This is a genomic window from Microvirga sp. jy35, assembly GCF_056148915.1.
This window is the reverse complement of the sequence record NZ_JBWBEW010000004.1, coordinates 1-25,043: the sequence shown is the minus strand read 5'-3', so window position 1 is coordinate 25,043 and position 25,043 is coordinate 1. Positions and strand designations below refer to the sequence as shown.

Genomic DNA, 25,043 nt, shown 5'->3' with positions numbered 1-25,043 from the left:
ACACCCCCACCTCCAACTCCTCCCCACAAGGGGGAGGAGGGTTCCTGCGCTAGGCTATCCGACGATCCGGGCTCTGCTCCGCAGCCCCAGGATGACGCCTCGCCCTTTCCGGCTCATCCCTCCCTCTCACGAGGCTTTTACGCCCCAGCGGCAATTGTCCCCTTGCGGCGCTCCGAGGGAGACGCCATTCTCCGGCCTGATTTGGCGCACATCTCCACTTCAAGAGATGTCGCGATGATTGGAGCCGCGCTTCGTGCCCACCTTGAAAAACCTGAAGTCCCGCAGGGGCTTGTCTGCCCTGATCCTGATGGCTGCCGGCCTGCTGGCCGCCCCTGCAGCCGTGGCGAACGCCGCCGAGGACGAGATTCTGCAGCCGGCTCAGAGCCTTGAGGGCAATTTCCTGTCGGCCTACGTGGCAGGTTCGGCGCGGGACACGGAGGCTGCGACGCTCTTCTTCCGTCAGGCCATCCAGGAAGATCCCCGCAATCAGGAGCTTCTGGAGCGCGCCTTCGTGGCCTTCCTGGCCAACGGCTCCATGCCGGACGCGATCCGGGCGGCCGAGCGCCTCTCGGCGCAGGATGGATCGAACAACCTCGCGCAGTTCGCGCTCAGCGTCCGCGCCATCAAGACCCAGAAATACGCTGATGCCCGCGCCCGGCTCTCCAAGAGCATCCGCGGCCGCCAGGCGGACCTCACGGCAACGCTTCTGAGCGCGTGGACCTTCGCCGGCTCCAAGGACGGCAAGCAGGCGCTGGCCACCGTCGACAAGCTCAAGAACGAGCGCGCCTTCGACCAATTCCGCGAATACCATGCAGCTCTCATCGCCGACGTGACCGGCAATGCGGCCGAGGCGGAAAAGCGCTTCAAGGCGGCCTACGAGGGCGAGCGCAACACCCTGCAGGTGGTCGACGCCTATGGCCGGTTCCTGGCCAAGCGGGGCCGCAAGGATGAAGCCCTGAAGGTCTACAAGGCGTTCGACGAGGCGGCTCCGCGCCATCCCATCGTGCGCACCGCCATGAAGGCGCTGGAGGAGGGCAAGCCCCTCATGCCGCTCGTCACCACCGCGCAGGACGGCGCGGCGGAGCTGCTCTACGGTCTTGGCGTCGTGGGCAATTCCCAGGGCGACGAGCTGACCGCCATCATCTATCTGCGCCTCGGCCTCGATCTCAAGCCGGATCACCCGCTGGCCCTCGTGACCCTCGGCGACGTCTACGAGCGCCTGAAGCAGTACGACAACGCCAATGCGATCTTCGCGCGGATTCCCAAGGACTCGCCGATCCGCACGAGCGCCGACATCTCCATCGGGCACAATTACGAGCTGATGGGCCGCGGCGAGGATGCCATCACCCATCTCGACAAGCTCATGAAGGAGCACCCCGAGGACGTGGACGTGGTCATGGCGCTGGGCAACGTGCAGCGCTCGCGCAAGAAGTTCGCGGAAGCGGCCGAGACCTATACGAGGGCCATCAATCTCGTCGGTCAGCCCGAGCGCGGCCACTGGATCCTGTTCTTCTACCGCGGCTCGTCCTATGAGCGCTCCAAGCAGTGGGACAAGGGCGAAGCCGACCTGAAGAAGGCCCTGGAGCTCGTTCCGGAGAACCTGAACGCCGCCCGGGCTCAGGTGATGAACTATCTCGCCTATTCCTGGGTCGACCAGAACATGAATATCGACGAAGCCTTCAAGATGCTCACGAAGGCCGTCGAGCTCGCTCCCCGCGACGGCATGATCATCGATTCCCTGGGCTGGGCCTATTACCGCATGGGCCGCTACGAGGACGCCGTGCGCGAGCTCGAGAAGGCGGTGGAGCTGAAGCCGGGCGACTCGACCATCAACGACCACCTGGGCGATGCCTACTGGAAGGTCGGCCGCAAGCTCGAGGCGAAGTTCCAGTGGGACCACGCCAAGAACTCGGATCCGGAGCACGAGGAACTCGTGAAGATCCTCAAGAAGATCGACAACGGTCTCGAAGAGGATCCGAAGCCGACCGCCGCGGAGAACGTGCCCGTGCCTCAGCCGGAAGCGCCGAAGCAGAACGGCGGGTAAGCTCTTCTCACATTTCTACGTCATGGCCGGGCTCGTCCTGGCCATTTCTGTTTTTGAGCCTGTTTTCCACTGTCATTCCGGGGCCGCGCAGCGGAGCCCGGAATCCATAAACACGACGTCTCAAGAAAGAGCGATCAGCGTTGCGCCTCTTTCTGCATCGTCAGCGGTTATGGATTCGGGGCTCGCCTCCGGCGCCCCGAAATGACAGCGGGCATAACTGGCCACTCTTCCCATCCGCGCCGCTCTCGGGCATGGAAGCGCCATGCCCCAGCCGCTTGCCACCCGCGCACCCGCCAAGATCAACCTGACGCTCCACGTGCTCGGGCGCCGGGCCGATGGCTACCATGACCTGGAAAGCCTCGTGGCCTTTGCCGGAACAGGCGACGACCTGCGGCTCGAGCCTTCTGAAACCCTGTCCCTGGAGGTCGCCGGCCCGACGGCACCGCTCGCCGGGAGCCATGCCGACAACCTCGTCATGAAGGCGGCCCGCCTTCTCGCGGAGCGTGTGGACGGCCTGAAGGTCGGCACCTTCCATCTGACGAAGCGCCTGCCGGTGGCGGCCGGGATCGGCGGCGGGTCGTCCGATGCCGCCGCGGCCCTGAGGCTCTTAGGCCGCCTCAACGGCCTGCCGCTGTCGCATCGGGCCTTGCTGGAGGCCGCCCGGCTTACCGGCGCCGATGTGCCCGTGTGCCTTGAGCCGAGGGCCCGGATGATGCGCGGGGCAGGGGAGGAGCTGGGGCACGCGCTGGCCTTGCCGCGCCTCTTCGCCGTGCTGGTCAATCCGCGCGTGCCGGTGGAGACGCCGAGCGTGTTCAAGGCGCTGGGCCTGCAGCCTGGGCAGGGGCTGACAGCCGCTGCGCATCCCGCCCCTGAGGCATCGTCGCCGGATGCGCTTCTCGCCCTGCTCAAGCAAACCCGCAACGATCTCGAGCCGCCCGCGCTCGAGGTGCAGCCGGTGATCGGCGAAGCGCTCGGCCTCGTGCGCGGGACGGATGGCTGCCGCCTGGCGCGCATGTCCGGCTCGGGCGCGACGGTGTTCGGGCTCTACGACGATTGCGAAGCGGCCGCTGAGGGGGCAAAGGCGGTCAAGAATGTCCGGCCGGACTGGTGGGTGAAGGCAACGAGCTTGCGATAGCTCAACTCCCCACGTCATCACCGGCCTTGTGCCGGTAATCCCGATGGAATGGAGCGCTCAGCCTCACAAAAGCGAGATGGCCGGGACAAGCCCGGCCATGACATTCAAAGTTTGCCAGTGGTTCTTACCAAGCCGGGATGATGGCGCCCTTGAAGCGCTCTTCCAGGAATTTCGCGACCTCGGGAGACTGGTAGGCTTCCACGAAGGTCTTGATCTCCGGACGTGCGTCGCCCTGACGGGCGGCGACGAAGTTGGCGTAAGGGTTGCCCTCACGCTTCTCGACCGCGATCGTGTCCCGGCGGATGTCGAGGCCGGCATTCAGCGCATGATCGGTGTTGATCACCGCCGCGTCGAGGTCCGGCAGGGCGCGGGGCAGCTGCGCCGCGTCCAGTTCGGAGAACTTCACGCCCTTCGGGTTTTCGGCGATGTCGAGGAGGCTCGGCGACAGGCCCCGGCCTTCCTTGATCGTGATCACGCCCTGCGCGGCCAGGAGGTTGAGCGCGCGGCCGCCATTGCTCGGATCGTTCGGAATGCCGATCTTGGCGCCCCTGGGCAGGTCGGCGACCGACTTCACCTTGCTGGAATAGAGGCCGATCGGCTGCACGAAGGTGTAGCCGACGGGCGCGATCCTGTAGCCGCGGGCGGCAATCTGCGCGTCGAGATAGGGCTTGTGCTGGAAAGCGTTGGCATCGAGGTCCTTGCGCTCCAGCGCCTCGTTGACGAGGGCGTAGTCGGAGAAGGGCACGAGGTCGACGGTCAGACCTTTCATGGCCGCAACCTTCTTGACCACCTGTGCCACCTCTTCCTCGGCGCCAGACATGACGCCGACCTTGATGCTCTTCTGCTGGGCTGCCGCGGGCAGAGCGGCCGTCAAAGAAGCGCCGAGCGCGACGGTAGCTGCCAAAAGGGTGCGACGGTTGAAAACGGACATGACAGGTCTCTTTCAGACAAGGGGTCGTTGCGGCTTCAACATGAAGCCGGTGAGGTTGTTCGAGCTGGAGTTCTGAGTTTTCAGGCGGTGATGCGATGGCTGATGTCGAGCGGTGTACGCCCTTACGGACATCGGACAGAGATGGGGCACATGCGCATCATGATGCGTCGATCCTCGTGAACCACGAGGCATGATTCGCCCGTGGCGCTTTAGCGTTTGATCACGCGGCGCAAGCTGCTCGTCTCAAATCACCGCGGCCTTGAGGCAGCCGAAGCCGGCCCCAGGGCAGGAATGGTTTTAATCCGTTTGATTTTTTCGTCAACCATTTCGTTCTGTAAAAAGAACAAACCTGCTATGCTCAGTGAGCACGGGCGATGCAGAAGTCGACGGCGTCGAGCAGCGCCTGCTTCATGGGGCTTGCCGGGAAGAGGGCCAGCGCGTCGCGGGCCATGGCGCCGTAGTGGCGGGCACGCTCAACCGTGTCCTCCAGCGCTCGGTGGCGGCGCATGATGGCGATGGCCTGTTCGAGGTCCTTGTCCGCGATCTCGCCCTGCTCGAGCACCCGCTTCCAGAAGGCGCGCTCCTCATCCGTTCCGCGGCGGAAGGAGAGCACCACGGGCAGCGTGATCTTGCCCTCGCGGAAATCGTCGCCGACGTTCTTGCCCAGGTTCGCGGCCTTGCCGCCGTAATCAAGGGCATCGTCCACGAGCTGGAACGCGATGCCCAGATTCATGCCGTAGGAGCGGCAGGCGGCCTGCTCGGCCTTGGGTCGTCCGGCGATGACCGGGCCGACCTCGCAGGCGGCGGCAAAGAGCTCCGCCGTCTTGCCGCGGATCACGGCGAGGTATTCGTCTTCCGTCGTCTCGGTGTTCTTGGCGGCGGCGAGCTGCATCACCTCGCCTTCGGCGATTACCGTTGCGGCGGCTGACAGGATATCGAGGGCCCGGAGAGACCCCACTTCCACCATCATGCGGAAGGCCTGGCCGAGGAGAAAGTCGCCGACCAGCACGCTCGCCTCGTTGCCCCATTTGATTCGGGCGGCGATTTTGCCCCGGCGCATGTCGCTCTCGTCCACCACGTCGTCGTGGAGGAGGGTGGCGGTGTGCATGAACTCGACGGAGGCCGCGAGCTTCACATGCCCGTCGCCCTGGTAGCCGGAGAGGCCGGCTGTCGCGAGCGTCAGCATGGGGCGCAGGCGCTTGCCGCCGGAGGAGATGAGGTGGTTCGCCACCTCCGGGATCATCGTGACCTCGGATCCCGTGCGCGACAGGATCATCGCATTGACCCGTTCCATGTCGGAGGCCACAAGGGACACGAGCTTCTCGATGCTCGCATTCTTCTCGGGATGCTTGTCTTCGAACGGAACGACGACGCCCACTTTCACGACCCGGGTTGCCGGCGGGAAAAGCCGGTAGGAATATGAACTGGCATGGCACTTTCCATGCTGCAATGCAAACGCTTACCGCAGAGGAAAGGGTCTCAGGCCGATGGTCGAAATCGTCCGAAGCAGCGATCTCGTTCTGGTCGGCTTCCTACAGTCCTTATTGGAAAACGCCAATATCCCGGTTCTGGTGGCGGACAGGCACATGAGCGCCCTGGAAGGCATGATCGGCGCCTTCCCGCGCCGGATCCTGGTGCCCGACGATCACGCGGCACAGGCCCGCCGCCTCATTGTCGAAGCCGGTCTTGGAGCCGAGCTGCGGCATGATTGAAATCACGCAGGATTTACTGCTCGGCGGGCGCGTGCATCTGGCCCAGCCGGCCAGGGGCCATCGCGCCGGCACCGATGCCGTTCTGCTCGCCGCCTCCGCGCCTGTTAAACCCGGCGACGTGGTCGTGGATGTGGGCGCCGCCACCGGGGCGGTCGGGCTGATGGCAGCTGCCCGGGCGCCGGAAGGGCGCTTCGTCTTCGTGGAGCAGGATCCTGATCTCGCCGAGCTCTGCCATAGGAACTGCCGCGAGAACGACGTTCGGGCAGACATCGTGGTCGCCGATGTGCTGGACAAGGCCTCGCGCCAGGCTGCCGGCCTGAAGCCGGAAAGCGCCGACCTCGTCCTGACCAATCCCCCTTTCCTGGAGGAGGGGCAGGCCCGCATCTCGCCGGATCTGGGCCGGGCGGCGGCCCATGCCCTGCCGGCGGGCGGGCTGGAGGCTTGGCTGAAGGCCTGTACGGGGCTGCTCAAGCCCAAGGGGCGGCTGGTGATCATCCACCGGGCTGACCGGGTGGCCGAGTGCCTCAGGCACTCGGCAAGGTGGCTCGGAAGGATGGAGCTTCGCTTCGTCCACCCGTCCGCCGACCGACCCGCGATCCGCTTCCTGCTGTCCGGCATCAAGGGCAGCCGGGCTCCCCTGACTATCCTGCCGCCGGTGGTCCTGAACGGCCCCGACGGGCGCTTCACCCCTGAGGCCGAGGCGCTGCACCGGGGCGAAGCCATCCGCCTATGAGAAAGGGCGCCTTTCGGCGCCCTTGGCAGACTTACCAGCGGCCGGGTCTGCGCACCGTGCGGCAGACCTCCACCGGGCGGCGGACCCATCCGTAATTGGTCCACACCCTCCGCCGCTCGACCCAGCAGCGCCGGACCGTGCGGACCGGACGATAGACCGGCGCAGGCCGGTAAGCCCGGTAGGGGCGATAAGCGCGGTAGGGGGTGCCGATCTGGACGCTGAAAACCGGACGCGGGCGAGGCCGAACATAACGGCGCTCGACCACGGGACGATAGCCATATCCGTAGTCCCGATAATAGGGCTGGGCCTCGACCGGTTGAGCCGAGAGGGCACCGAGGCCAAGGGTCGCAAAGCCAAGAAGGCCGAACAACAGCTTACGCATTTTCTCTCCTCGACAGCCCCAGGCGCCGGTTGGTTGGGGTCATGGCAGGGCTGTGCTTCATACCTGATCTTTTAAGGGGTCTTAGCTGAACGGAGGCCGACAAATTCCCTAACGGGATGTTCATCTTGGGAAGCCGGGCCGTGCACCCTACATAGGGGTCATGGCTCAAACATCCATCTCCTCCATGCTCCCCGCACGCCTGCAGTTCCTCCTGCCCGCCAAGTACCGCTCCTATTCCAGCCCCGTTGTGCCGGTGGTGCGCCTGTCCGGCCCCATCGGCGCCGTGATGCCGCTTCGATCGGGGCTCGCCATGTCGAGCGTGGCGCCCCTGCTGGAGCGGGCCTTTTCCGTGCCGGGCGCCAAGGCCGTGGCCCTCGTGATCAACTCGCCCGGGGGCTCTGCGGCGCAGTCTCACCTGATCTTCAAGCGCATCCGCAGTCTTTCCGCGGAGAAGAAGCTTCCCGTCATCGCCTTCGTGGAGGACGCGGCGGCGTCGGGCGGCTACATGATCGCCTGCGCGGCAGACGAGATCTATGCCGATCCGGCCTCCATCGTGGGCTCCATCGGGGTGGTTTCCGCGAGCTTCGGCTTCCATGAGCTCATCGAACGCATCGGCATTGAGCGGCGGGTTCATACGGCCGGCAAGAGCAAGGCCATGCTCGACCCGTTCCGGCCCGAGAACCCGGACGACGTGGTGCGCCTGAAAGGCCTCCAGCGCCGGATCCACGACATCTTCGCCGATCTCGTGAAGGATCGTCGGGGCGAAAAGCTCAACGATTCCTATGACGATCTCTTCTCTGGAGCCTTCTGGGTGGGGGCCGAGGCGGTGGATCTCGGTCTCGTCGACGGGCTCGGCGACATCCGCTCCGTCATGCGCCAGCGCTTCGGCGACAAGGTGCAGTTCCGCATGATCGAGCCCGCCCGTCGGCCCCTGCTGGGTCGCCTGCTCGGCCGCCGCGCGATCGGCGAATCCAGTCTCATCGATCCGGGCGAGATCGTCGGCGCCCTCGAGGAAAGAGCCGCCTGGGCCAGGCTGGGGCTGTAAGAGCGCCGTCATCACCGGCCTTGTGCCGGTGATCCCGACTGATTGAGGCACGGAGCTTCACAGCATCGGGATGGCCTGGACTGATCCCCGGATCAAGTCCGGGGACGGCCATGATGAGGCGGTTGTCATCCTCAGGCCAAGCGGAGCGAGGGAAGGGGATCCACGATCAGGCTCTACGCTATGGATTCCCTTCCCCTCCGCTCCGGCCGGGAATGACAGCAGGCGCCCCCCGACGCTTGACTTGAAGCGCCCGTCATCCCAAGGGTTCGCCTGAAATTTTTGGATGAAACCGGACGCCGACATGACGAGCGAACCCGCGCATATGAACCCTGCGCGCTCTTTCCAGGGCCTGATCCTCACGCTTCAGCGCTACTGGGCCGAACAGGGCTGCGTGATCCTCCAGCCCTACGACATGGAGGTGGGTGCCGGCACCTTCCATCCGGCCACGACCCTGCGGGCGCTCGGCCCCAAATCGTGGCGCGCGGCCTATGTGCAGCCCTCCCGCCGCCCGAAGGACGGGCGCTATGGCGAGAACCCGAACCGGCTCCAGCACTACTACCAGTTCCAGGTGATCCTGAAGCCGAACCCGCCAAACCTGCAGGAGCTCTATCTCGGCTCGCTTAAGGCCATCGGCATCGACACCGCCCTCCACGACATCCGCTTCGTCGAGGACGATTGGGAGAGCCCGACGCTCGGCGCCTGGGGCCTCGGCTGGGAATGCTGGTGCGACGGCATGGAAGTGTCGCAGTTTACATATTTTCAGCAGGTGGCGGGCTTCGAGTGCTCGCCGGTAGCGGGCGAACTGACCTACGGGCTCGAGCGCCTCGCCATGTACCTGCAGGGCGTGGAGTCGATCTACGACCTCAACTTCAACGGCCTCGAGGGCGTCGAGAAGGTCACCTACGGCGACGTCTTCCTGCAGGCCGAGCAGGAATATTCGCGCCACAACTTCGAGCATGCCGACACGGAGATGCTGTTCCGGCACTTCCGCGACGCGGAGGCCGCCTGCCGCAAGTACCTGGAAGCCGGCGAGCCGAAGCCCGACGCCAACGACCAGCGCCACCTGATGGCGCTGCCGGCCTACGACCAGTGCATCAAGGCCAGCCACATGTTCAACCTGCTCGACGCCCGCGGCGTGATCTCCGTCACCGAGCGCCAGAGCTACATCCTGCGCGTCCGCGAACTGGCGAAGGCCTGCGGCGCCGCATGGCTGAAGACCGAGGGCGGAGGCGTGGCGGCCTGATCGCTGCTCCCTCCCGTTCCCCTCCCTCTCAGATAAAAAGTTCTCCCATGCCCGATCTCCTCCTCGAACTCTTTTCCGAAGAAATCCCGGCCCGCATGCAGCGTCGTGCGGCGGAGGATCTGAAGAAGCTCGTCACCGATGCGCTCGTGGAGCGCGGCTTCCTCTACGAGGGCGCCACGGCCTTCGCGACGCCGCGGCGGCTGGCGCTGCATGTGGCGGGCCTGCCTGTGAAGGGGCAGGACGTGCGCGAGGAGCGCAAAGGGCCGCGCGTCGGCTCGCCCGATGCGGCGATCCAGGGCTTCCTGAAAGGGGCAGGGTTATCCTCCATCGAGCAGGCGAAGATCGAGAGCGATCCGAAGAAGGGCGAGTTCTACGTCGCGGTGATCGAAAAGCCCGGCCGCTCGACCTCGGACGTGCTGGCGGAGATCATCCCGGGCATAGTCAAGAACTTCCCCTGGCCGAAATCCATGCGCTGGGGCGCAGCCTCCCGCGAGTCCGGTTCGCTTCGCTGGGTGCGTCCGCTCCATTCCATCGTCTGCACCTTCGGCCCCGAGACCGAGGACCCGGAGGTGGTGCGTTTCGATGTGGACGGCATCGGATCGGGCGACGTCACGAAGGGCCACCGCTTCCTCGCGCCGGACGAGATCCGCGTGAAGCGCTTCGACGATTACGCGCCGGTCCTGGAGCGCGCGAAGGTCGTGATCGACACGGACCGCCGCAAGGACATGATCCTGCACGACGCCAAGGACCTCGCCTTCGCGCAAGGCCTCGAACTCGTCGAGGACAAGGGACTCTTGGAAGAGGTCGCCGGCCTCGTGGAATGGCCCGTGGTGCTCATGGGCTCCTTCGATGAAGCCTTCCTCGACATCCCCCCGGAGGTGATCCGCACCACGATCCGGGCGAACCAGAAATGCTTCGTGCTGCGCGATCCGAACACCGGCAAGCTCGCCAACAAGTTCCTGCTGACCTCCAACCTCATCGCCAGCGACGGCGGCAAGACGATTGTCGGCGGCAACGAGCGCGTGGTGCGCGCGCGCCTCTCCGACGCGAACTTCTTCTGGAAGACGGACCAGCAGGTGAAGCTGGAAGACCGGCTGGAGAAGCTGAAAGCCATCGTGTTCCACGAGAAGCTCGGCACGCAATACGAGCGCGTGGAGCGCATCGCGGCGCTCAGCAAAGAGCTCGCTCCCATCGTCGGCGCCGACCCTGAACTCGCGGAGCGCGCAGCCCGTCTCGCCAAGGCCGATCTCGTCACCGAGATGGTGGGTGAGTTTCCCGAGTTGCAGGGCGTCATGGGCCGCTACTACGCGACGCTGCAGGGCGAGCATGCGTCCGTCGCGGCTGCCATCGAAGAGCACTACAAGCCGCTCGGTCCGTCAGACCGCGTGCCGACCGATCCGGTATCGGTCACTGTCGCGCTCGCCGACAAGATCGACACGCTCGTGGGCTTCTGGGCCATCGACGAGAAGCCGACGGGGTCGAAGGATCCTTACGCGCTGCGTAGGGCGGCATTGGGTGTGATTAGGCTCTTGCTTGAGAACAAGAGTAACCTGCAATTGCGTGGTGTTATCTACAACGCTCTGCAGAAGCTCGAAGCTATCTTCGTTGTTGACCCAAAATCTCTAGAAGCTGCGAAGGCAAAGCTCGCGGAGATTGGTGATCCGGCCGAAAAGCCCGATCTCTCGTATTTCAAAACTCAGGACCTGCTTGAATTCTTTGCAGATAGGTTAAAAGTTGCTCTGCGTGATCAAGGGGCGCGGCACGATCTAATTGATGCTGTACTTTCTCTCAGCGGTTCATCAGATCTGCTCATGATCGTCCGCCGCGTCGAAGCCCTCGGCCGCTTCCTCGACACTGAGGATGGCAAAAATTTGCTCGCGGGCTATCGCCGCGCGGCCAACATCCTGCGTATCGAGGAGAAGAAGGACGGGCGCGCCTACAATGAGGCGCCCGATCTCCAGATCGTCAACGACCAGGGCCAGATCGAGGAGAAGGCGCTGGCCGTGGTTCTCGACGGCGCCAAGCGCGAGGCGGCCGCTGCCGTTGAGGCGGAGGACTTCGAGGGGGCGATGCGGGCCCTGTCCCGCCTGCGCCAACCCGTGGACGGCTTCTTCGACAAGGTGACCGTCAATGCGGAGGATCCCGCGCTCCGGGCCAACCGCCTGCGGCTCCTCAACAGCATCCGCGAGGCGACTCGCACAGTGGCGGATTTCTCCCGCATCGAGGGGTAACCAAGCCCTGGCAAACCGCGAGGGTTGCGCCACGCGCATGGGGCAGCTCCCGCAGGTTAATTCAGGTTAAGGTGTTGCCTGAGGGGCACAGCCAAGGCGGCCTCGGAGCTCTAGGTAGGCGGCAACCGATTCAATTCAGAAGACCGATGATGATTCGACGCCTCCTGATCGCCGCTCTCCTGAGCGTGCCCCTGGCTGCCTGCCAGACCGCCCAGCAGCCCGTTGCCACGGTGGACGACGACAACTGGTATGTGGGCTCGATCCCGGATCAGCCGCACAACATTCCGCTGGTCGACCGCCGCAAGATGGACGCGAAATACGCCCGCCAGACGGTGGAGTACAAGGGCCCCGAGAAGCCGGGCTCCATCGTGGTCGATATCGACGAGCGCATGCTCTATCTCGTCCAGCCCGAGGGCAAGGCGATCCGCTACGGCGTGGGCGTCGGCAAGCAGGGCTTCTCCTGGCGCGGGGTCGCCTCGGTCGGCCGCAAGGGCGTCTGGCCCGCCTGGTCGCCCACCAGGACCATGGTCGGCATCAAGCCGGACCTGCCGCGCTACATGGAAGCCGGCCTCGACAACCCGCTGGGCGCCCGCGCCCTCTACCTGCACCAGAACGGCGCCGACACGCTCTTCCGCATCCACGGCACCAACGAGCCTTGGAGCATCGGCGAGCAGGTCTCCTCCGGCTGCGTACGCATGCTCAACGAGGACGTGGCCGACCTCTACGAGCGCGTCCCCGTGGGCACCACGGTCTACGTGAAGCGCAACGGGCGCTACCGGGTCTGAAACCAAGCTTATAAAGGATTATGAAAGGCCGGGCATGTCCCGGCCTTTTGTTTGTTCTCATCGTCATGGCCGGGCTCGTCCCGGCCATCCACGTCTTCAGCGCCGGTAAAGACGTGGATCCCCGGAACAAGTCAGGGGATGACGGGGAAGAGCGGAGCCTAAGGGTACCCTAAGGTCTACCCGCCATAAAAATCCGGAACCGTGGCTGTTCAGCTTGCGTTTGGGCTCCACATGTTTCAAGCCAACACCTGCGCGGCAGCAGGGCGTTTCTTAAGCCAAGGGATCGAGTGATGACGCAGTGGGTCTATACCTTCGGGGACGGTAAGGCCGAGGGCCAGGCGGGGATGAAGAACCTGCTGGGCGGCAAGGGCGCCAATCTGGCCGAGATGTCCAACTTAGGATTGCCGGTGCCGCCGGGCTTCACCATCACGACCGAAGTCTGCACCTACTACTACGATCATGGCCGCGCCTATCCGGAGGAGCTGAAGACCCAGGTCGAAAAAGCCCTCACTTACGTTGGCCGCCTCACGGGCCGCACCTTCGGCGATGCCGAGAACCCGCTTCTGGTCTCCGTCCGCTCCGGCGCCCGCGCCTCCATGCCCGGCATGATGGACACGGTGCTCAACCTCGGCCTCAACGACGTCACCGTTGAGGCGCTGGCCAAGGGGGCCGGCGACGAGCGCTTCGCCTATGACTCGTACCGCCGCTTCATCACCATGTATTCCAACGTGGTGCTGGGCATCGAGCACCATCATTTCGAGGAGATCCTCGACGAGCTCAAGGACCGCAAGGGCTACAGCCTCGACACGGACATGACCGCCCAGGACTGGAAGTCCCTGCTCCCGCGCTACAAGGCGCTGGTCGAGAAGGAGCTGGGCAGGCCCTTCCCGCAGGAGCCGCAGGAGCAGCTCTGGGGCGCCATCGGGGCCGTGTTCGGCTCCTGGATGAACAACCGCGCCATCAAGTATCGCGAGCTGCACGGGATCCCGGCGAGCTGGGGCACGGCGGTGAACGTGCAGGCCATGGTGTTCGGCAACATGGGCGAGACCTCCGCCACGGGCGTGGCCTTCACCCGCAATCCCTCCACAGGCGAGAGCGAGCTCTACGGCGAGTTCCTCATCAATGCCCAGGGCGAGGACGTGGTGGCGGGCATCCGCACCCCGCAGGACATCACCGAGAAGGCACGTGTCGCATCCGGGTCCGACAAGCCCTCCATGGAACGGGCGATGCCGGATGCCTACAACGAGCTCGTGCGCATCTACGGCATTTTGGAAAAGCACTACCGTGACATGCAGGACATGGAATTCACGGTGGAGACCGGCAAGCTCTGGATGCTCCAGACCCGCAACGGCAAGCGCACTGCTAAAGCCGCGCTCCGCATCGCCGTGGAGCTGGCGAGCGAGGGACTGATCACCCAGGAAGAGGCAGTCACCCGCGTCGAGCCGGCGGCCCTCGACCAGCTGCTGCATCCCACCATCGATCCGAAGGCCGAGCGCAAGATCCTGGCCACGGGCCTGCCGGCCTCGCCGGGCGCGGCCTCGGGCGAGATCGTGTTCAATTCGGACGATGCGGAAGCCGCCAAGAAGGCCGGCCACAAGGTCATCCTCGTGCGCGTCGAAACATCGCCGGAAGACATCCACGGCATGCATGCGGCCGAGGGCATCCTCACCACCCGGGGCGGCATGACCTCCCACGCGGCGGTGGTCGCCCGCGGCATGGGCAAGCCCTGCGTGTCCGGCGCGGGCCAGATCCGCGTGGATTATGCAACCCAGACGCTCACGGTGGCGGGGCAGACCCTGAAGAAAGGCGAGATCATCACCATCGACGGCTCCAACGGCCAGGTGCTGCTGGGCCAGGTGAAGATGCTGCAGCCGGAGCTGTCAGGCGAATTCGCCACCCTCATGGGATGGGCCGACAAGGTGCGCCGCATGAAGGTGCGGGCCAATGCGGAGACGCCGCTCGACGCCAAGACCGCCCGCTCGTTCGGAGCGGAGGGCATCGGCCTGTGCCGCACCGAGCACATGTTCTTCGAGGGCGACCGCATCGTCGCCGTGCGCGAGATGATCCTCTCCGACGACGAGGCGGGTCGCCGCGCGGCGCTGTCCAAGCTGCTGCCCATGCAGCGCAAGGATTTCGCCGAGCTGTTCACGATCATGAGCGGCCTGCCGGTCACGATCCGCCTGCTCGACCCGCCGCTGCACGAGTTCCTGCCGCATTCGGAAGACGAGATGCAGGAAGTGGCGAAGGCCATGAACGCGCCCGTTGAGAAGCTGAGACATCGCGCTCGCGAACTGCACGAGTTCAACCCGATGCTCGGCTTCCGCGGCTGCCGTCTGGCGGTGGCTTACCCTGAGATCGCCGAAATGCAGGCGCGCGCCATCTTCGAGGCGGCGGTGGAGGCTGGCAAGACGACCGGCCAGCCCGTCGTTCCAGAGATCATGGTGCCGCTCGTGATGACGAAGCCGGAGCTCGATCTGGTGAAGGAGCGCATCGTCGCCATGGCGGAAGCCGTAAAGGCGGAAAGAGGCGTCGCCATCGAGTATCAGGTCGGCACGATGATCGAGCTGCCCCGCGCGGCCCTGCTGGCCGGCGAGATCGCGGAATCGGCGGAGTTCTTCTCCTTCGGCACCAACGACCTGACGCAGACCACGCTCGGCATCTCGCGCGACGACGCGGCCTCGTTCCTGGGCCCGTACACGCAGAAGGGCCTGCTGCCTGCCGATCCGTTCGTCACCATCGACCAGGAAGGCGTGGGCGAGCTGGTGAAGATCGCGGTGGAGCGCGGGAAGAAGACGAGGCCGAACATCAAGCTCGGGATCTGCGGCGAGCATGGCGGCGATCCGGCGTCGATCCACTTCTGCGAGTCGACGGGGCTCGACTACGTGTCGTGCTCGCCTTACCGCGTGCCGATTGCGCGCCTTGCGGCCGCGCAGGCGGCGCTCGGCAGCAAGGCCGCGAGCCAGGCGTGACGCCGATGGCACTGTCGCGCGGGCGCCTGCTCTACATCGCCGCGGTGCTGGTTTCCGGCATCGTGATCGGCCTCATCGTGGCACCGCGGCCGCATCTGCAGGAGCTGATCGTGCCGCCGGCGGCCTGGCCCTTCGCCGTGTCGCTGGTGCTCGATCTGATCATTGGCCAGATGGCCGCGCAGGGCAGGGCGGAGCCGCTCACCATGGGAGACCGCTTCGTGGCCGTTCTCGGCGCGGGCCTCATCGTGACCGCAATGGTGGCGATGGCATAATAACAGCGAAGGGGGGAGAGGAATGGCGCTTCACAAGGGCTCGTGCCATTGCGGGAAGGTCGCATACGAGGTCGAGACGGATCTCGCGCAGGTGATCGAGTGCAACTGCTCCATCTGCCGGCGGAAAGGCTATCTCCTCACCTTCGTGCCGCGCAGCGCGCTGACCGTGATCCGCGGCGAGGAGGATCTCGCCACCTACACCTTCAACACGCACACGATTCAGCACCGCTTCTGCTCCACCTGCGGCGCGGCCACCTTCGGGGAAGGCAAGCAGCCGACCGGCGAGGCGACGGCTGCGATCAATGTGCGCTGCCTGGAGACCGTGGATCTCGCGGATATCGAGACGATTCCGTTCAATGGGCGGGACGCAAGGGGGTAGGGCACCAAAGCGTCATCCCGGATCGGCTGACGCCGTCCGGGATGACGAGGGGTCGCTCGATGCTTCACGCCACGGCTTCCGCTGACCGGCGCAGGCCCACATACTGGAACTCCGCATACATCAGCACCACCAGCGCTTGGCATATAACGAAGGCATAGCCCGCGCTCGTGGGCGCAACCCAGCCGCTCGCCAGGAGCAGGAGGCTGTCGGCCGCCCAGAGCGCGTTGCCCAGCACCACCGCCCAGGCGACAGGCTTCTGGATCGTCTCGCGCACGCCGAGCCAGCCGATGACGCCCGCATAGGGCAGGAGGACGAGGCCTGCGATGCGCAGGAGCGTCTCGGGCAGTCCGAGAACGCCGCTCAACGGCCCGGCGCCGATCAGCATCAGCAGGCCGAAGGCGGCGCTGGTGGCGGCATCGGCCACGAGAGCCTGGCGAAGAAGCGGGGAGGAGTGGATGTTCATCATGGCTGTCTCCTGTGGTTCGTCGGCTGAGGGCCTCAACCGTGGATGCAGGATTGCGCCGGAAGGGAGCATCGTCGATTACCTCCGAGGTCATGGAAGATGCATTCTCCCCGCGCTATGGTCCCCTCATGAGAACCGCGAGCCCCCAATCCGTGAACAGCACCCCGCATCTCGGCGATTTCCTGCGCGAGTGGCGTCAGCGCCGGCGCATGAGCCAGATGGACCTGGCGCTTGAAGCCGAGATCTCCACGCGGCACCTGAGCTTCCTCGAGACGGGCCGCTCGCAGCCGAGCCGCGAGATGGTGCTGCTGCTCGCGGAAAAGCTCGACATGCCCCTGCGCGAGCGCAACATCATGCTGGTCTCTGCGGGTTTCGCGCCGGTCTATTCGGAACGCTCCCTCGACGATCCGGCGCTGGCGAGCATGCGTCAGGCCGTCGATCTCGTGTTGAGAGGGCACGATCCATATCCGGCACTGGCCGTCGACCGGCATTGGTCGCTGGTCTCGGCCAACGACGCGCTCGTCTCGCTCATCGGCGATGTGGATCCGGCGCTGATGAAGCCGCCCGTGAACGTGCTGCGCCTGAGCGTTCATCCGGCGGGGCTCGCGCGGCGCATCGTCAACTTCACCGAATGGCGCAACCATCTCGTCCACCGCCTGCACCGGCAGGTGGATGCGACCGGCGATGCCACGCTCGCGGCCCTGATCGAGGAGCTGCGCTCCTACCCGACGCCGGATGCTGCGGCCCGTGGACCGAGGGCGGTTCACGACTATGCCGGGATCATCGTGCCCCTGCAGCTCACCACGGAGGAGGGCGTGCTGACGCTCTTCAGCACCACCACGATCTTCGGCACCCCGGTGGACGTGACCCTGTCGGAGCTCGCCATCGAGGCCTTCTTTCCGGCCGATGCGGAAACCGCCGATGCGCTGCGGCGCCTGGCCGGAAAGCGTCAGGCTGCCGCAGCCGGGTCCCGCTAGGTCGGGCTCCGTCTTAACCACCCATCAACCTTAACCCGCGATAACTTTAAGCCATCGGAGCCCTCCTGCTGGATGCTCCGGATTGTGTCGAGTCTTTGCAGGGTGTTGCGCGTGCGTCTTCCGTATCGTCGATCTCGGGTGAAATGGATCTGCGCCACCACGGCTCCCTGGGCCCTGGCGACGGGCCTGCTGATCTCGTTCACCGCCTCGGCCAGCAACGACCTCCATTCCGGCGTGAGCTTCGCCCCGCGCAGCGCCACCGCCCGCCTCGTCGACACCGCCCTCGTTCCGCCCACCGGCGCCTCCATGGCCGGGAGCAGGCTCGGGGTCGAGCGCGACATTCTCCGCTCCCTGCCGCGTTACGACCTGCCGGATGAGACAGCCGATTCCGAGCCTCTCAAGGCCGACCGGAAGGCCCATGCAGCCACCGACGCGGTCATCGACCGCTCCCTGAAGGGGAACCCGCTGGTTGCGCCCCATGCGACTCTCTCGCGCCGCGCCAAGCAGCTGCGCCCGGTTCTCAATCAAGCCGGCAGCGCGAGGCTGCTCTACAGCCGCGACGAAAACCTCCTGCCCCCTACCGTTCTCATGGAAGGGCAGCTCGAAGAGTTCGAGATGGAGCAGGCTTTCGAGCCCTGGCAGGCGCCTGAATACGCCACCACCCGACAGGCCACCTCGGTGCAGTCTCCGGCGGCCGCGGCGGCAGGTTCAACAGGAGCCTCGGCGAGCCCGACCACGCCGATGGTCAAGCGGGCCGTCACCCTGTCCTCGGCAACGCCGGCGCCCATGGATGCGACGCCCATGGAGATCGCGGCCGCTCCCGTTTCGCTGCAATCGCCGCGTCTCGACCGGGGCGAGATGACGATCCTGCCGAAGAGCGACGATCCCGACCGCCCGCGCTATGCCGACCTGATCGATCCAGACAACCTGAACAAGGAGCAGCGCTGCCTTGCCGAGGCGGTCTATTTCGAGGCCCGCAGCGAGCCCGTGGAAGGGCAGGCGGCGGTCGCCCAGGTGATCCTGAACCGCGTGAAGAGCGGGCTTTATCCCTCGTCCATCTGCGGCGTGGTCTATCAGAACCGCCACCGCCATCTCGCCTGCCAGTTCACCTTCGCCTGCGAAGGCAAATCCCTTCGCATCCGCGACACCGAATCCTGGGAGCGGGCGACCAGGGTGGCGAGCGCCGTGCTCGAGGGCAGGACCTATCTGGCCGATGTGGGTGGCGCGACCCACTACCATGCGGATTACGTTCGTCCCTCCTGGTCCCGTCGCCTGAAGAAGATGGACGTGATCGGCCGACACATCTTCTACAAGCTCAAACCGGGACAGACCTGAGAAATTCCCTCGCTTGTGCGTTTCGGCACTAGGAGAAGCGTCATAGGGTAGTAGAAGCTTAAGGCTTGAGCATCGGACCCGAAAGTGGACTTTCGCTTTTGGGAGCCATTGGATGCGTAGGCTTTATGCTGGCGCATCGTTCGGAGCGGAACTGAAGGTCCGCCTGGACGATGCGGTCTCGGGACGAGGGGATGATGGCGACGATCCGAAACGCTGTGCCGGGCGCCGGCTATGGGAATGTCTTTGTGGATTCCCTGATCTGGGGCGGAACGGCCTGGGACACGACCGCAGAGCCGATCAAGGTCTATTTCGGCCAGAGCGGCGACTTCGCCGCCGCCAGTGCTCGCCATGGGGCCAGCGAGATCCTCACCAGCGCGGCCCAGGCGCATAACTGGACCGCTGCGGAGAAAAACGTCTTCGACTACGCGGCCGCCGTCTACGGGAGCGTCTGCGGTCTCAGGTTCCAGCTCGTCGATACGGTGAGCGCGGCCGATATCGTCTGGTGGAAGACAGCGATCGGCGACAGCACGCTCGGCATCCATGAATTGCCCAGCGGCGATCAGATCTGGGGGTATTTCGATCCCTCCACGCCCTCCTGGAGCAATATGCATTTCGGGGGAGACGGCCTCAACACCGTGCTGCACGAACTCGGGCATGGCCTGGGGCTGGCGCATCCGCATGATGGCGGGGACGAGGGGGGAACGACGTTCCCCGGCGTCACCGACGGATCCTCGACCGGAACCCACGGCCTGAACCAGGGAATCTGGACGGTTATGTCGTACAATACGGGCTGGGACCGGGCCGGCTACGACGTGACCCACGGCAATCAGGCAGGGCTCGGGGCCTTCGACATCGCGGCCCTGCAGGCCCTCTATGGACCGAACATGGCCATGGGTACGGGCAGGGACATCTACACCTTGCCGACATGGAGCCTGTTCACCGATGAACGGGGGTGGTTCTGCATCTGGGATGCGGGCGGGACGGACACGATCACGGCGGCGAATGCATCGGGCGGGGTCCAGATCGATCTGCGGGCTGCGACCTTGAGGGCTGGGGACCGCAATGCGGGAGGGTTCATCTCGCGTGAATCGGGGGTCGCCGGCGGCTTCACGATCGCGAACGGCGTGGTGATCGAGAACGCCACGGGCGGACGCTCCGGCGACAAGCTTTACGGGAATGCCGCAGCCAATACGCTGATCGGTCATGGGGGAAACGACACCCTGTGGGGCGACGGCGGCAACGACGTGCTCAGAGGCGGCGCCGGCCGGGACACCTTCGTGTTCGCCGCGAGGCCGGACAAGGTCGCGAACAAGGACAAGATCCTCGACTACAGCCTTCCCTCCGACAGGATCTGGTTCGACAACCAGGCCTTCCCGAAGCTCGGGCGGGGCTCCTACGACAAGCCGGTGAAGTTCAGCCCGGACATGTTCATCAAGGCCTCACGTGCCAAGGACAAGGAAGACCGCGTCATCTACGATGCGAAGAAGGGCCTGCTCCTCTACGATGCGGACGGCACCGGCTCCAAGTACAGGCCGGTCGAGGTCGCGACCCTCAAGAAGGGCCTGGCCATGAGCCACAACGAGTTTTTCGTGGTCTAGACGGGTTGCGCCTGATCAGCCGCGGATACAAGTCGCTCTCATTCAGGCGTTTTCGATAAGGCTCCCACCCGGCACGGCTCGGTTGCGCTGGGTGCCGGACTTGCCTTGCGTCCGCCCGTCGCTGCCCCAATGGCAGCTCTGATCAACCCATAGAGAATCTGCAGCTGTTGCGAGATGTGCCGTAGAACACCTCTTGAAAGCAACGTAATTACGTATAATAAACTTAGGTGAAACTGATTTGAGAGACTAAGATGGCGGGTTTTCGCACAATTCCAGGCTCCGGATATGGCAGCGCCTATGTCGATGCGTTGATTGCTGGCGGTGCGGTTTGGGATATGAGCACCGGGCCTATCACCTTCGAGTTCGGCTATCGTCATGATCGAACAGGGTGGACGGAATATCACGGCAATCTTGGCCCGAAGATTGGCTCGGATGGATTGCCGTACCTTCTTCAGGACGATTTTGGACCCAATACATGGACGGTCACCAGCTGGTCGGATGATGCGGCTACCATTGCAAACGCGTTGGCTCAGGCTGGTCTGGTCGCGCAGGTCAACTTCGACATCGATCTTGATTTTAGCGACGGTTTCCGACCCGCAAGCGATGCAAATCTGGTCGTCTGGAAGACCGATCTGGAGAACTGGGAGGGGGGTGCAGTCTGGGCGAGTGCCGACTCGCCTCAGGAGAGCTTTTCAGCAAACCGCAATCAATCATGGCTCTACCTGAACACCTGGGATGAAGGGGCCTGGAGTGTTCCACATCCGGGCGGGATGGGTTTCACCATGATCCTGAACATGGTCGGGGCCTCGCTCGGCCTACAGCAGACCCATCTTGAGTTCCCCGGAGCGGGCGGAGGAGGCCCCGGCCCGCTCGGCCTTAATCAGGCGCCGTTCACGGTCATGACGTCCAACTGGAGTCATCAGGGCTCAGGAGAGCCCTCGGGCGAATGGGGCTCCATGAAGACCTTCGGGGCCTTCGACATTGCCGCGCTGCAGAAGATTTACGGCGCCAACATGACGACGGCGACTGCCGGCGATGTTTATGAGCTGCCAACGTGGAATAGCTGGAATGGCGTATGGGGTGTTGGCAGGGCTACCGGCTGGTCCTGCATCTGGGATGCGGGCGGCATCGACACGATCAGCGGCCAGACTGCCACCGAGAGCGTGACGATCGACTTGCGAGCCGCCACCCTGGCCAACGGCGATCCCAATGCGGGCGGCTTCCTCTCGCGAGAGGTCGGCGTTGCCGGCGGCTTCACCATCGCCAACGGCGCCGTCATCGAGAACGCGATCGGCGGACGCGGCAATGACACCCTGATCGGCAATTCCGCCGCCAACCGGCTCGAGGGCGGAGCCGGCGACGACACCTACTACATCGACGGCGCCAACGATGTGGTCGTCGATACGAGCGGCAACGACACCGTTTATGCGACCTTCAACTATGCCGGCACCGGCATCGAGAACGTCTACGTCAATGGGGTGAAGGTGGTCTCCGGCGGCGTCGTCACCGGCACCGGGGCCAACCCGATCCGGGGAACGGCCGGCAACAACACTCTCGTGGGCAAGGACACGAACGACAAGCTCTATGGCGGGCTCGGCAACGACAAGCTCACCGGCAAGGGCGGCCTCGACATCTTCGTCTTCAACACCACGCCCAACAAGCGGACGAACAAGGACACGATCACCGACTTCAAGGTGGCCGACGACACGATCTGGCTCGACAACAAGATCTTCAAGAAGCTCGGGAGCAAGGGCTCGGAGAAGAGCCCGGCCAAGCTCAAGTCATCCTTCTTCAAGGCCAGCGACAAGGCCAAGGACAAGGACGACTACCTGATCTACAACAAGAAGACGGGGGTTCTGTCCTACGATGCCGATGGCTCCGGCAAGGGGCAGGCCGTCGAGTTCGCTCTGCTCAAGAAGAACCTGAGCCTCAAATACGACGACTTTGCCGTCATCTGAGCGGCGGCCACTCGGCGAGCGGCCCGGCTTGCGGGCCGCTCCTCACCCATCACAAAGCGTCATACCAAACGCGACAAACTTTCAATTCTGCTGATGCAAGACTTGGGCTAGGGTGCCGTCCCTGTTCTGCCCCTTGAGGCCGTGACCATGCACGCATCGCCCGCCCGCTCCCGTGTCTCCCCGGAAATCATCGTCGTCTGCGGCTGCCTCATCGCCCTGATCACGTTCGGCCCCCGGGCCTCCGCCGGGCTGTTCCAGCTGCCGATGATCACCGAATACGGCTGGGGCCGCGATACCTTCGGCTTTGCCATCGCGGTCCAGAACCTCCTCTGGGGCGTCGGACAGCCCTTCGCCGGCGCGGTGGCGGACCGGTTCGGGGCACTCCGGGTGCTCTGCGTGGGCGCTCTGCTCTATGCGCTCGGTCTCGTGGTTATGGCCTATGCGACCACGCCCGGCGTCCTGCATATCGGCGCCGGCGTGCTCATCGGCTTCGGCCTCTCCGGCTGCTCCTTCAACCTTGTGCTCGGCGCCTTCGGCAAGATCCTGCCGGAGAAGTGGCGACCGATGGCCTTCGGGGCGGGGACCGCGGCAGGCTCCTTCGGCCAGTTCCTGTTCCCGCCCATCGGCAACGTGCTGATCGACTCCTTCGGCTGGCAGCACACTCTTCTGGTCTTCGCCGGCAGCGTCCTGCTCGTGATGCCCCTGGCGCTCGCCCTCGCAACCCGGCCGACCGGCGACTCCGCGCAATCCGGGCCGGCTGCGCTCCCCAACCAGTCGATCCGTCAGGCCTTGGCAGAAGCCTTCAAGCACCGCTCCTATGTGCTGCTGGTGCTCGGCTTCTTCACCTGCGGGTTCCAACTCGCCTTCATCACCGTGCACCTGCCGGCCTACCTGAAGGATGCCGGTCTCTCGGCGGCCGTCGGCGGCTGGACCCTCGCGGTCATCGGCCTCGCCAATGCGGCGGGCTCGCTGGGGTCGGGCTGGCTCTCCACCCGCATGTCGAAGCGCTGGCTGCTGGCCTGGATCTATCTCGGCCGATCGGTGGCCATCGCGGCGTTCATCCTGGTGCCGGCCACGCCCGTCACGTCGATCCTGTTCGGCATCTCCATCGGGTTGCTCTGGCTCTCCACCGTGCCGCCCACGTCATCCCTGGTGATGCTGATGTTCGGCACCCGCTACATGGCCATGCTCTACGGCTTCGCGTTCTTCTCGCATCAGGTCGGCGGCTTCCTCGGCGTATGGCTCGGCGGACTGCTCTACGAGATCAACGGCAACTACAGCATGGTCTGGTGGCTCTCCGTCCTGCTCGGCCTTGCCTCGGCCCTGATCAACCTGCCGATCAAGGAGCAGCCGGTCGACCGCGCCCCGGCGCTGCAGCCGGCGGAATAAGAGCATCCAACAAAACACCCCTCGTCCTTCGAGGCGCTACGCTCCTCAGGGTGAGGCTCGGGTTGGCCGCATGAGGCATTTCAAGCCCCGTCCTGCTGCGAAGGGATGAGCCCTCGCTGCTTGCCCTCATCCTCCGCCGCGCCACAAATGGTCCGGGGAGGAATCGGCATGAGCGCATTCAAAGCCGTCGTCATCGAGAAGGCCGAGGCTGGTCAGAGTGTCGGGATCCGTGAGTTCGACGAGGCGAACCTCATGGACGGCGATGTCACCGTCCGCGTGTCGCATTCGACGCTCAACTACAAGGACGGGCTCGCGCTCACCGGCAAGGCACCGGTAGTGCGGCGCTTTCCGATGATCCCCGGCGTCGATCTCGCTGGCATTGTGGAAGCCTCCACAAATCCTGAATTCAGGCCCGGCGATGCCGTTGTCCTCAACGGCTGGGGCTTAGGGGAAACGCATCTCGGCGCCTATGCCGAGAGGGTGCGCGTGAAGGGCGACTGGCTCATCCCGCTGCCCCAAGGCCTGTCTGCGCAGCAGGCGATGGCCGTCGGCACGGCCGGCTATACGGCGATGCTCTGCCTCATGGCCCTGGAGCGGTACGGCCAGCGTCCGGATCGGGGACCTGCCATCGTGACGGGGGCCGTCGGCGGGGTGGGCTCGGTGGCCGTCGCGCTGCTGGCACAAGCCGGCTGGCACGTGATCGCCTCGACCGGGCGGCCCGAGGAGGCGGATTACCTCAAGGGCCTGGGAGCGGCTGAGATCCTCGACCGCAGCGAACTCGCCGGAGCCGCCAAGCCCATCGCCAAGGAACGCTGGGCCGCGGGTGTCGACACGGTCGGCTCCACGACGCTGGCCAATGTCCTGTCCATGACGAAGTACGGCGGCGCGGTCGCGGCCTGCGGCCTTGCGGGCGGGATGGACCTGCCCACCACGGTCGCGCCCTTCATCCTGCGCAACGTGTCCCTGCTCGGGGTCGATTCGGTGATGGCCCCCAAGGCGCTGCGGCTCGAGGCCTGGAGCCGAATCGCCAGCGAACTCGATCACGGCAAGCTCGCCGCCATGACCTCGACCATCCCGCTCGATGGGGTGCTGGAGGCCGGCAAGGAAATCGTCGCCGGGCGCATCAAGGGCCGGGTGGTGGTGGAGATCGGCTAGCGAAAGTGAGCTCGTCACGGCCGGCCTTGGGCCGGCCATCCACGCCCTTCTTGGCTCGTCCTCATCCTGAGGAGCAGCGCAGCTGCGTCTCGAAGGATTGTCCAGTGCTCTCTGGAGCCTCCTTCGAGACGGCCGCTTAAGTGACCTCCTCAGGAGGAGGATAGTGGGCGTTGTAAACGAGATCACCGGCACAAGGCCGGTGACGACGTGAATGGAGAGGCCCTCGACAGCTAGTGGTTTCCGCCTGACAGAAGAGTCCGATTGAGGATTCCCTTTGAGCCGTGTACATGCAAGGCTGGGGCATGCG

At 65.1% G+C, this 25,043-nt stretch carries 21 protein-coding genes; 17 read left to right on the top strand and 4 right to left on the bottom strand.

Annotated features, from left to right (window positions below; all coding sequences use genetic code 11):
- Positions 1-253: 253 nt before the first annotated feature.
- Together AC0QTX_RS04925 and AC0QTX_RS04920 are read left to right on the top strand one after the other, a co-directional pair.
- Entirely contained in the window at positions 254-2,044 is a 1,791-nt protein-coding gene (locus AC0QTX_RS04925; RefSeq protein ID WP_474602715.1) for a tetratricopeptide repeat protein, read from the top strand.
- A 262-nt stretch (positions 2,045-2,306) separates the two neighbouring features.
- A complete protein-coding gene (locus AC0QTX_RS04920) occupies positions 2,307-3,179 on the top strand; it encodes a 4-(cytidine 5'-diphospho)-2-C-methyl-D-erythritol kinase (RefSeq protein ID WP_474602714.1) in 873 nt (290 codons plus the stop codon).
- A gap of 124 nt (positions 3,180-3,303) precedes the next feature.
- On the opposite strand, the gene AC0QTX_RS04915 is transcribed toward AC0QTX_RS04920, so the two are convergent.
- Together AC0QTX_RS04915 and AC0QTX_RS04910 are read right to left on the bottom strand one after the other, a co-directional pair.
- A complete protein-coding gene (locus tag AC0QTX_RS04915; protein ID WP_474602713.1) occupies positions 3,304-4,110 on the bottom strand; it encodes a MetQ/NlpA family ABC transporter substrate-binding protein in 807 nt (268 codons plus the stop codon).
- Between the two features lie 358 nt (positions 4,111-4,468).
- On the bottom strand, positions 4,469-5,488 hold the full coding sequence (locus tag AC0QTX_RS04910) for a polyprenyl synthetase family protein (RefSeq protein ID WP_474602712.1): 1,020 nt from the start codon (positions 5,486-5,488) through the stop codon (positions 4,469-4,471).
- A gap of 109 nt (positions 5,489-5,597) precedes the next feature.
- Between AC0QTX_RS04910 and AC0QTX_RS04905 the strand changes: the two genes are divergently transcribed.
- Both AC0QTX_RS04905 and AC0QTX_RS04900 read left to right on the top strand, forming a co-directional pair.
- Entirely contained in the window at positions 5,598-5,822 is a 225-nt protein-coding gene (locus AC0QTX_RS04905; RefSeq protein ID WP_474602711.1) for a putative signal transducing protein, read from the top strand.
- Positions 5,815-6,555: a tRNA1(Val) (adenine(37)-N6)-methyltransferase gene (locus AC0QTX_RS04900; protein ID WP_474602710.1), complete on the top strand. Its 741-nt coding sequence runs from the start codon at positions 5,815-5,817 to the stop codon at positions 6,553-6,555. The genes AC0QTX_RS04905 and AC0QTX_RS04900 overlap by 8 nt, the downstream gene beginning before the upstream one ends.
- 31 nt (positions 6,556-6,586) lie before the next feature.
- Here AC0QTX_RS04900 and AC0QTX_RS04895 read toward each other — a convergent pair whose 3' ends face one another.
- Positions 6,587-6,937, bottom strand: a complete 351-nt coding sequence (locus tag AC0QTX_RS04895; protein WP_474602709.1) for a hypothetical protein — start codon at positions 6,935-6,937, stop codon at positions 6,587-6,589.
- Between the two features lie 160 nt (positions 6,938-7,097).
- On the opposite strand from AC0QTX_RS04895, the gene AC0QTX_RS04890 reads away from it, so the two are divergent.
- From AC0QTX_RS04890 to AC0QTX_RS04860, 7 genes are all read left to right on the top strand, one after another.
- Positions 7,098-7,982, top strand: coding sequence for a S49 family peptidase (locus AC0QTX_RS04890; RefSeq protein ID WP_474602708.1), 885 nt, complete (start codon positions 7,098-7,100; stop codon positions 7,980-7,982).
- A gap of 301 nt (positions 7,983-8,283) precedes the next feature.
- A complete protein-coding gene (locus AC0QTX_RS04885) occupies positions 8,284-9,225 on the top strand; it encodes a glycine--tRNA ligase subunit alpha (RefSeq protein WP_474602707.1) in 942 nt (313 codons plus the stop codon).
- A gap of 47 nt (positions 9,226-9,272) precedes the next feature.
- Positions 9,273-11,456, top strand: a complete 2,184-nt coding sequence (gene glyS / locus AC0QTX_RS04880) for a glycine--tRNA ligase subunit beta (RefSeq protein WP_474602706.1) — start codon at positions 9,273-9,275, stop codon at positions 11,454-11,456.
- 146 nt (positions 11,457-11,602) lie between these two features.
- Entirely contained in the window at positions 11,603-12,241 is a 639-nt protein-coding gene (locus tag AC0QTX_RS04875; protein WP_474602705.1) for a L,D-transpeptidase, read from the top strand.
- 290 nt (positions 12,242-12,531) lie between these two features.
- Positions 12,532-15,210: a pyruvate, phosphate dikinase gene (ppdK, locus tag AC0QTX_RS04870; RefSeq protein ID WP_474602704.1), complete on the top strand. Its 2,679-nt coding sequence runs from the start codon at positions 12,532-12,534 to the stop codon at positions 15,208-15,210.
- Complete coding sequence (locus AC0QTX_RS04865) at positions 15,207-15,482, top strand: hypothetical protein (protein ID WP_474602703.1); 276 nt, start codon at positions 15,207-15,209, stop codon at positions 15,480-15,482. Before ppdK ends, AC0QTX_RS04865 begins: the two co-directional genes overlap by 4 nt.
- 22 nt (positions 15,483-15,504) lie before the next feature.
- A complete protein-coding gene (locus AC0QTX_RS04860; RefSeq protein ID WP_474602702.1) occupies positions 15,505-15,861 on the top strand; it encodes a GFA family protein in 357 nt (118 codons plus the stop codon).
- Positions 15,862-15,925: 64 nt separating this feature from the next.
- Here the strand turns inward: AC0QTX_RS04860 and AC0QTX_RS04855 are convergent, their stop codons facing one another.
- Entirely contained in the window at positions 15,926-16,327 is a 402-nt protein-coding gene (locus AC0QTX_RS04855) for a hypothetical protein (protein ID WP_474602701.1), read from the bottom strand.
- A gap of 125 nt (positions 16,328-16,452) precedes the next feature.
- Here AC0QTX_RS04855 and AC0QTX_RS04850 point away from each other — a divergent pair, with 125 nt between their 5' ends.
- From AC0QTX_RS04850 to acuI, 6 genes are all read left to right on the top strand, one after another.
- Positions 16,453-17,301, top strand: coding sequence for an MmyB family transcriptional regulator (locus AC0QTX_RS04850; protein ID WP_474602965.1), 849 nt, complete (start codon positions 16,453-16,455; stop codon positions 17,299-17,301).
- 81 nt (positions 17,302-17,382) lie between these two features.
- The gene (locus AC0QTX_RS04845) at positions 17,383-18,636 is read left to right on the top strand and encodes a cell wall hydrolase (RefSeq protein WP_474602964.1); all 1,254 of its coding nucleotides are present in this window, start codon (positions 17,383-17,385) and stop codon (positions 18,634-18,636) included.
- 191 nt (positions 18,637-18,827) lie between these two features.
- Complete coding sequence (locus tag AC0QTX_RS04840) at positions 18,828-20,234, top strand: M10 family metallopeptidase (RefSeq protein WP_474602700.1); 1,407 nt, start codon at positions 18,828-18,830, stop codon at positions 20,232-20,234.
- A gap of 251 nt (positions 20,235-20,485) precedes the next feature.
- Entirely contained in the window at positions 20,486-22,192 is a 1,707-nt protein-coding gene (locus tag AC0QTX_RS04835; RefSeq protein WP_474602699.1) for a M10 family metallopeptidase C-terminal domain-containing protein, read from the top strand.
- Positions 22,193-22,339: 147 nt separating this feature from the next.
- Positions 22,340-23,581, top strand: coding sequence for an MFS transporter (locus tag AC0QTX_RS04830; RefSeq protein ID WP_474602698.1), 1,242 nt, complete (start codon positions 22,340-22,342; stop codon positions 23,579-23,581).
- Between the two features lie 168 nt (positions 23,582-23,749).
- Positions 23,750-24,736: an acrylyl-CoA reductase (NADPH) gene (acuI, locus tag AC0QTX_RS04825; protein ID WP_474602697.1), complete on the top strand. Its 987-nt coding sequence runs from the start codon at positions 23,750-23,752 to the stop codon at positions 24,734-24,736.
- Positions 24,737-25,043 lie beyond the last annotated feature (307 nt).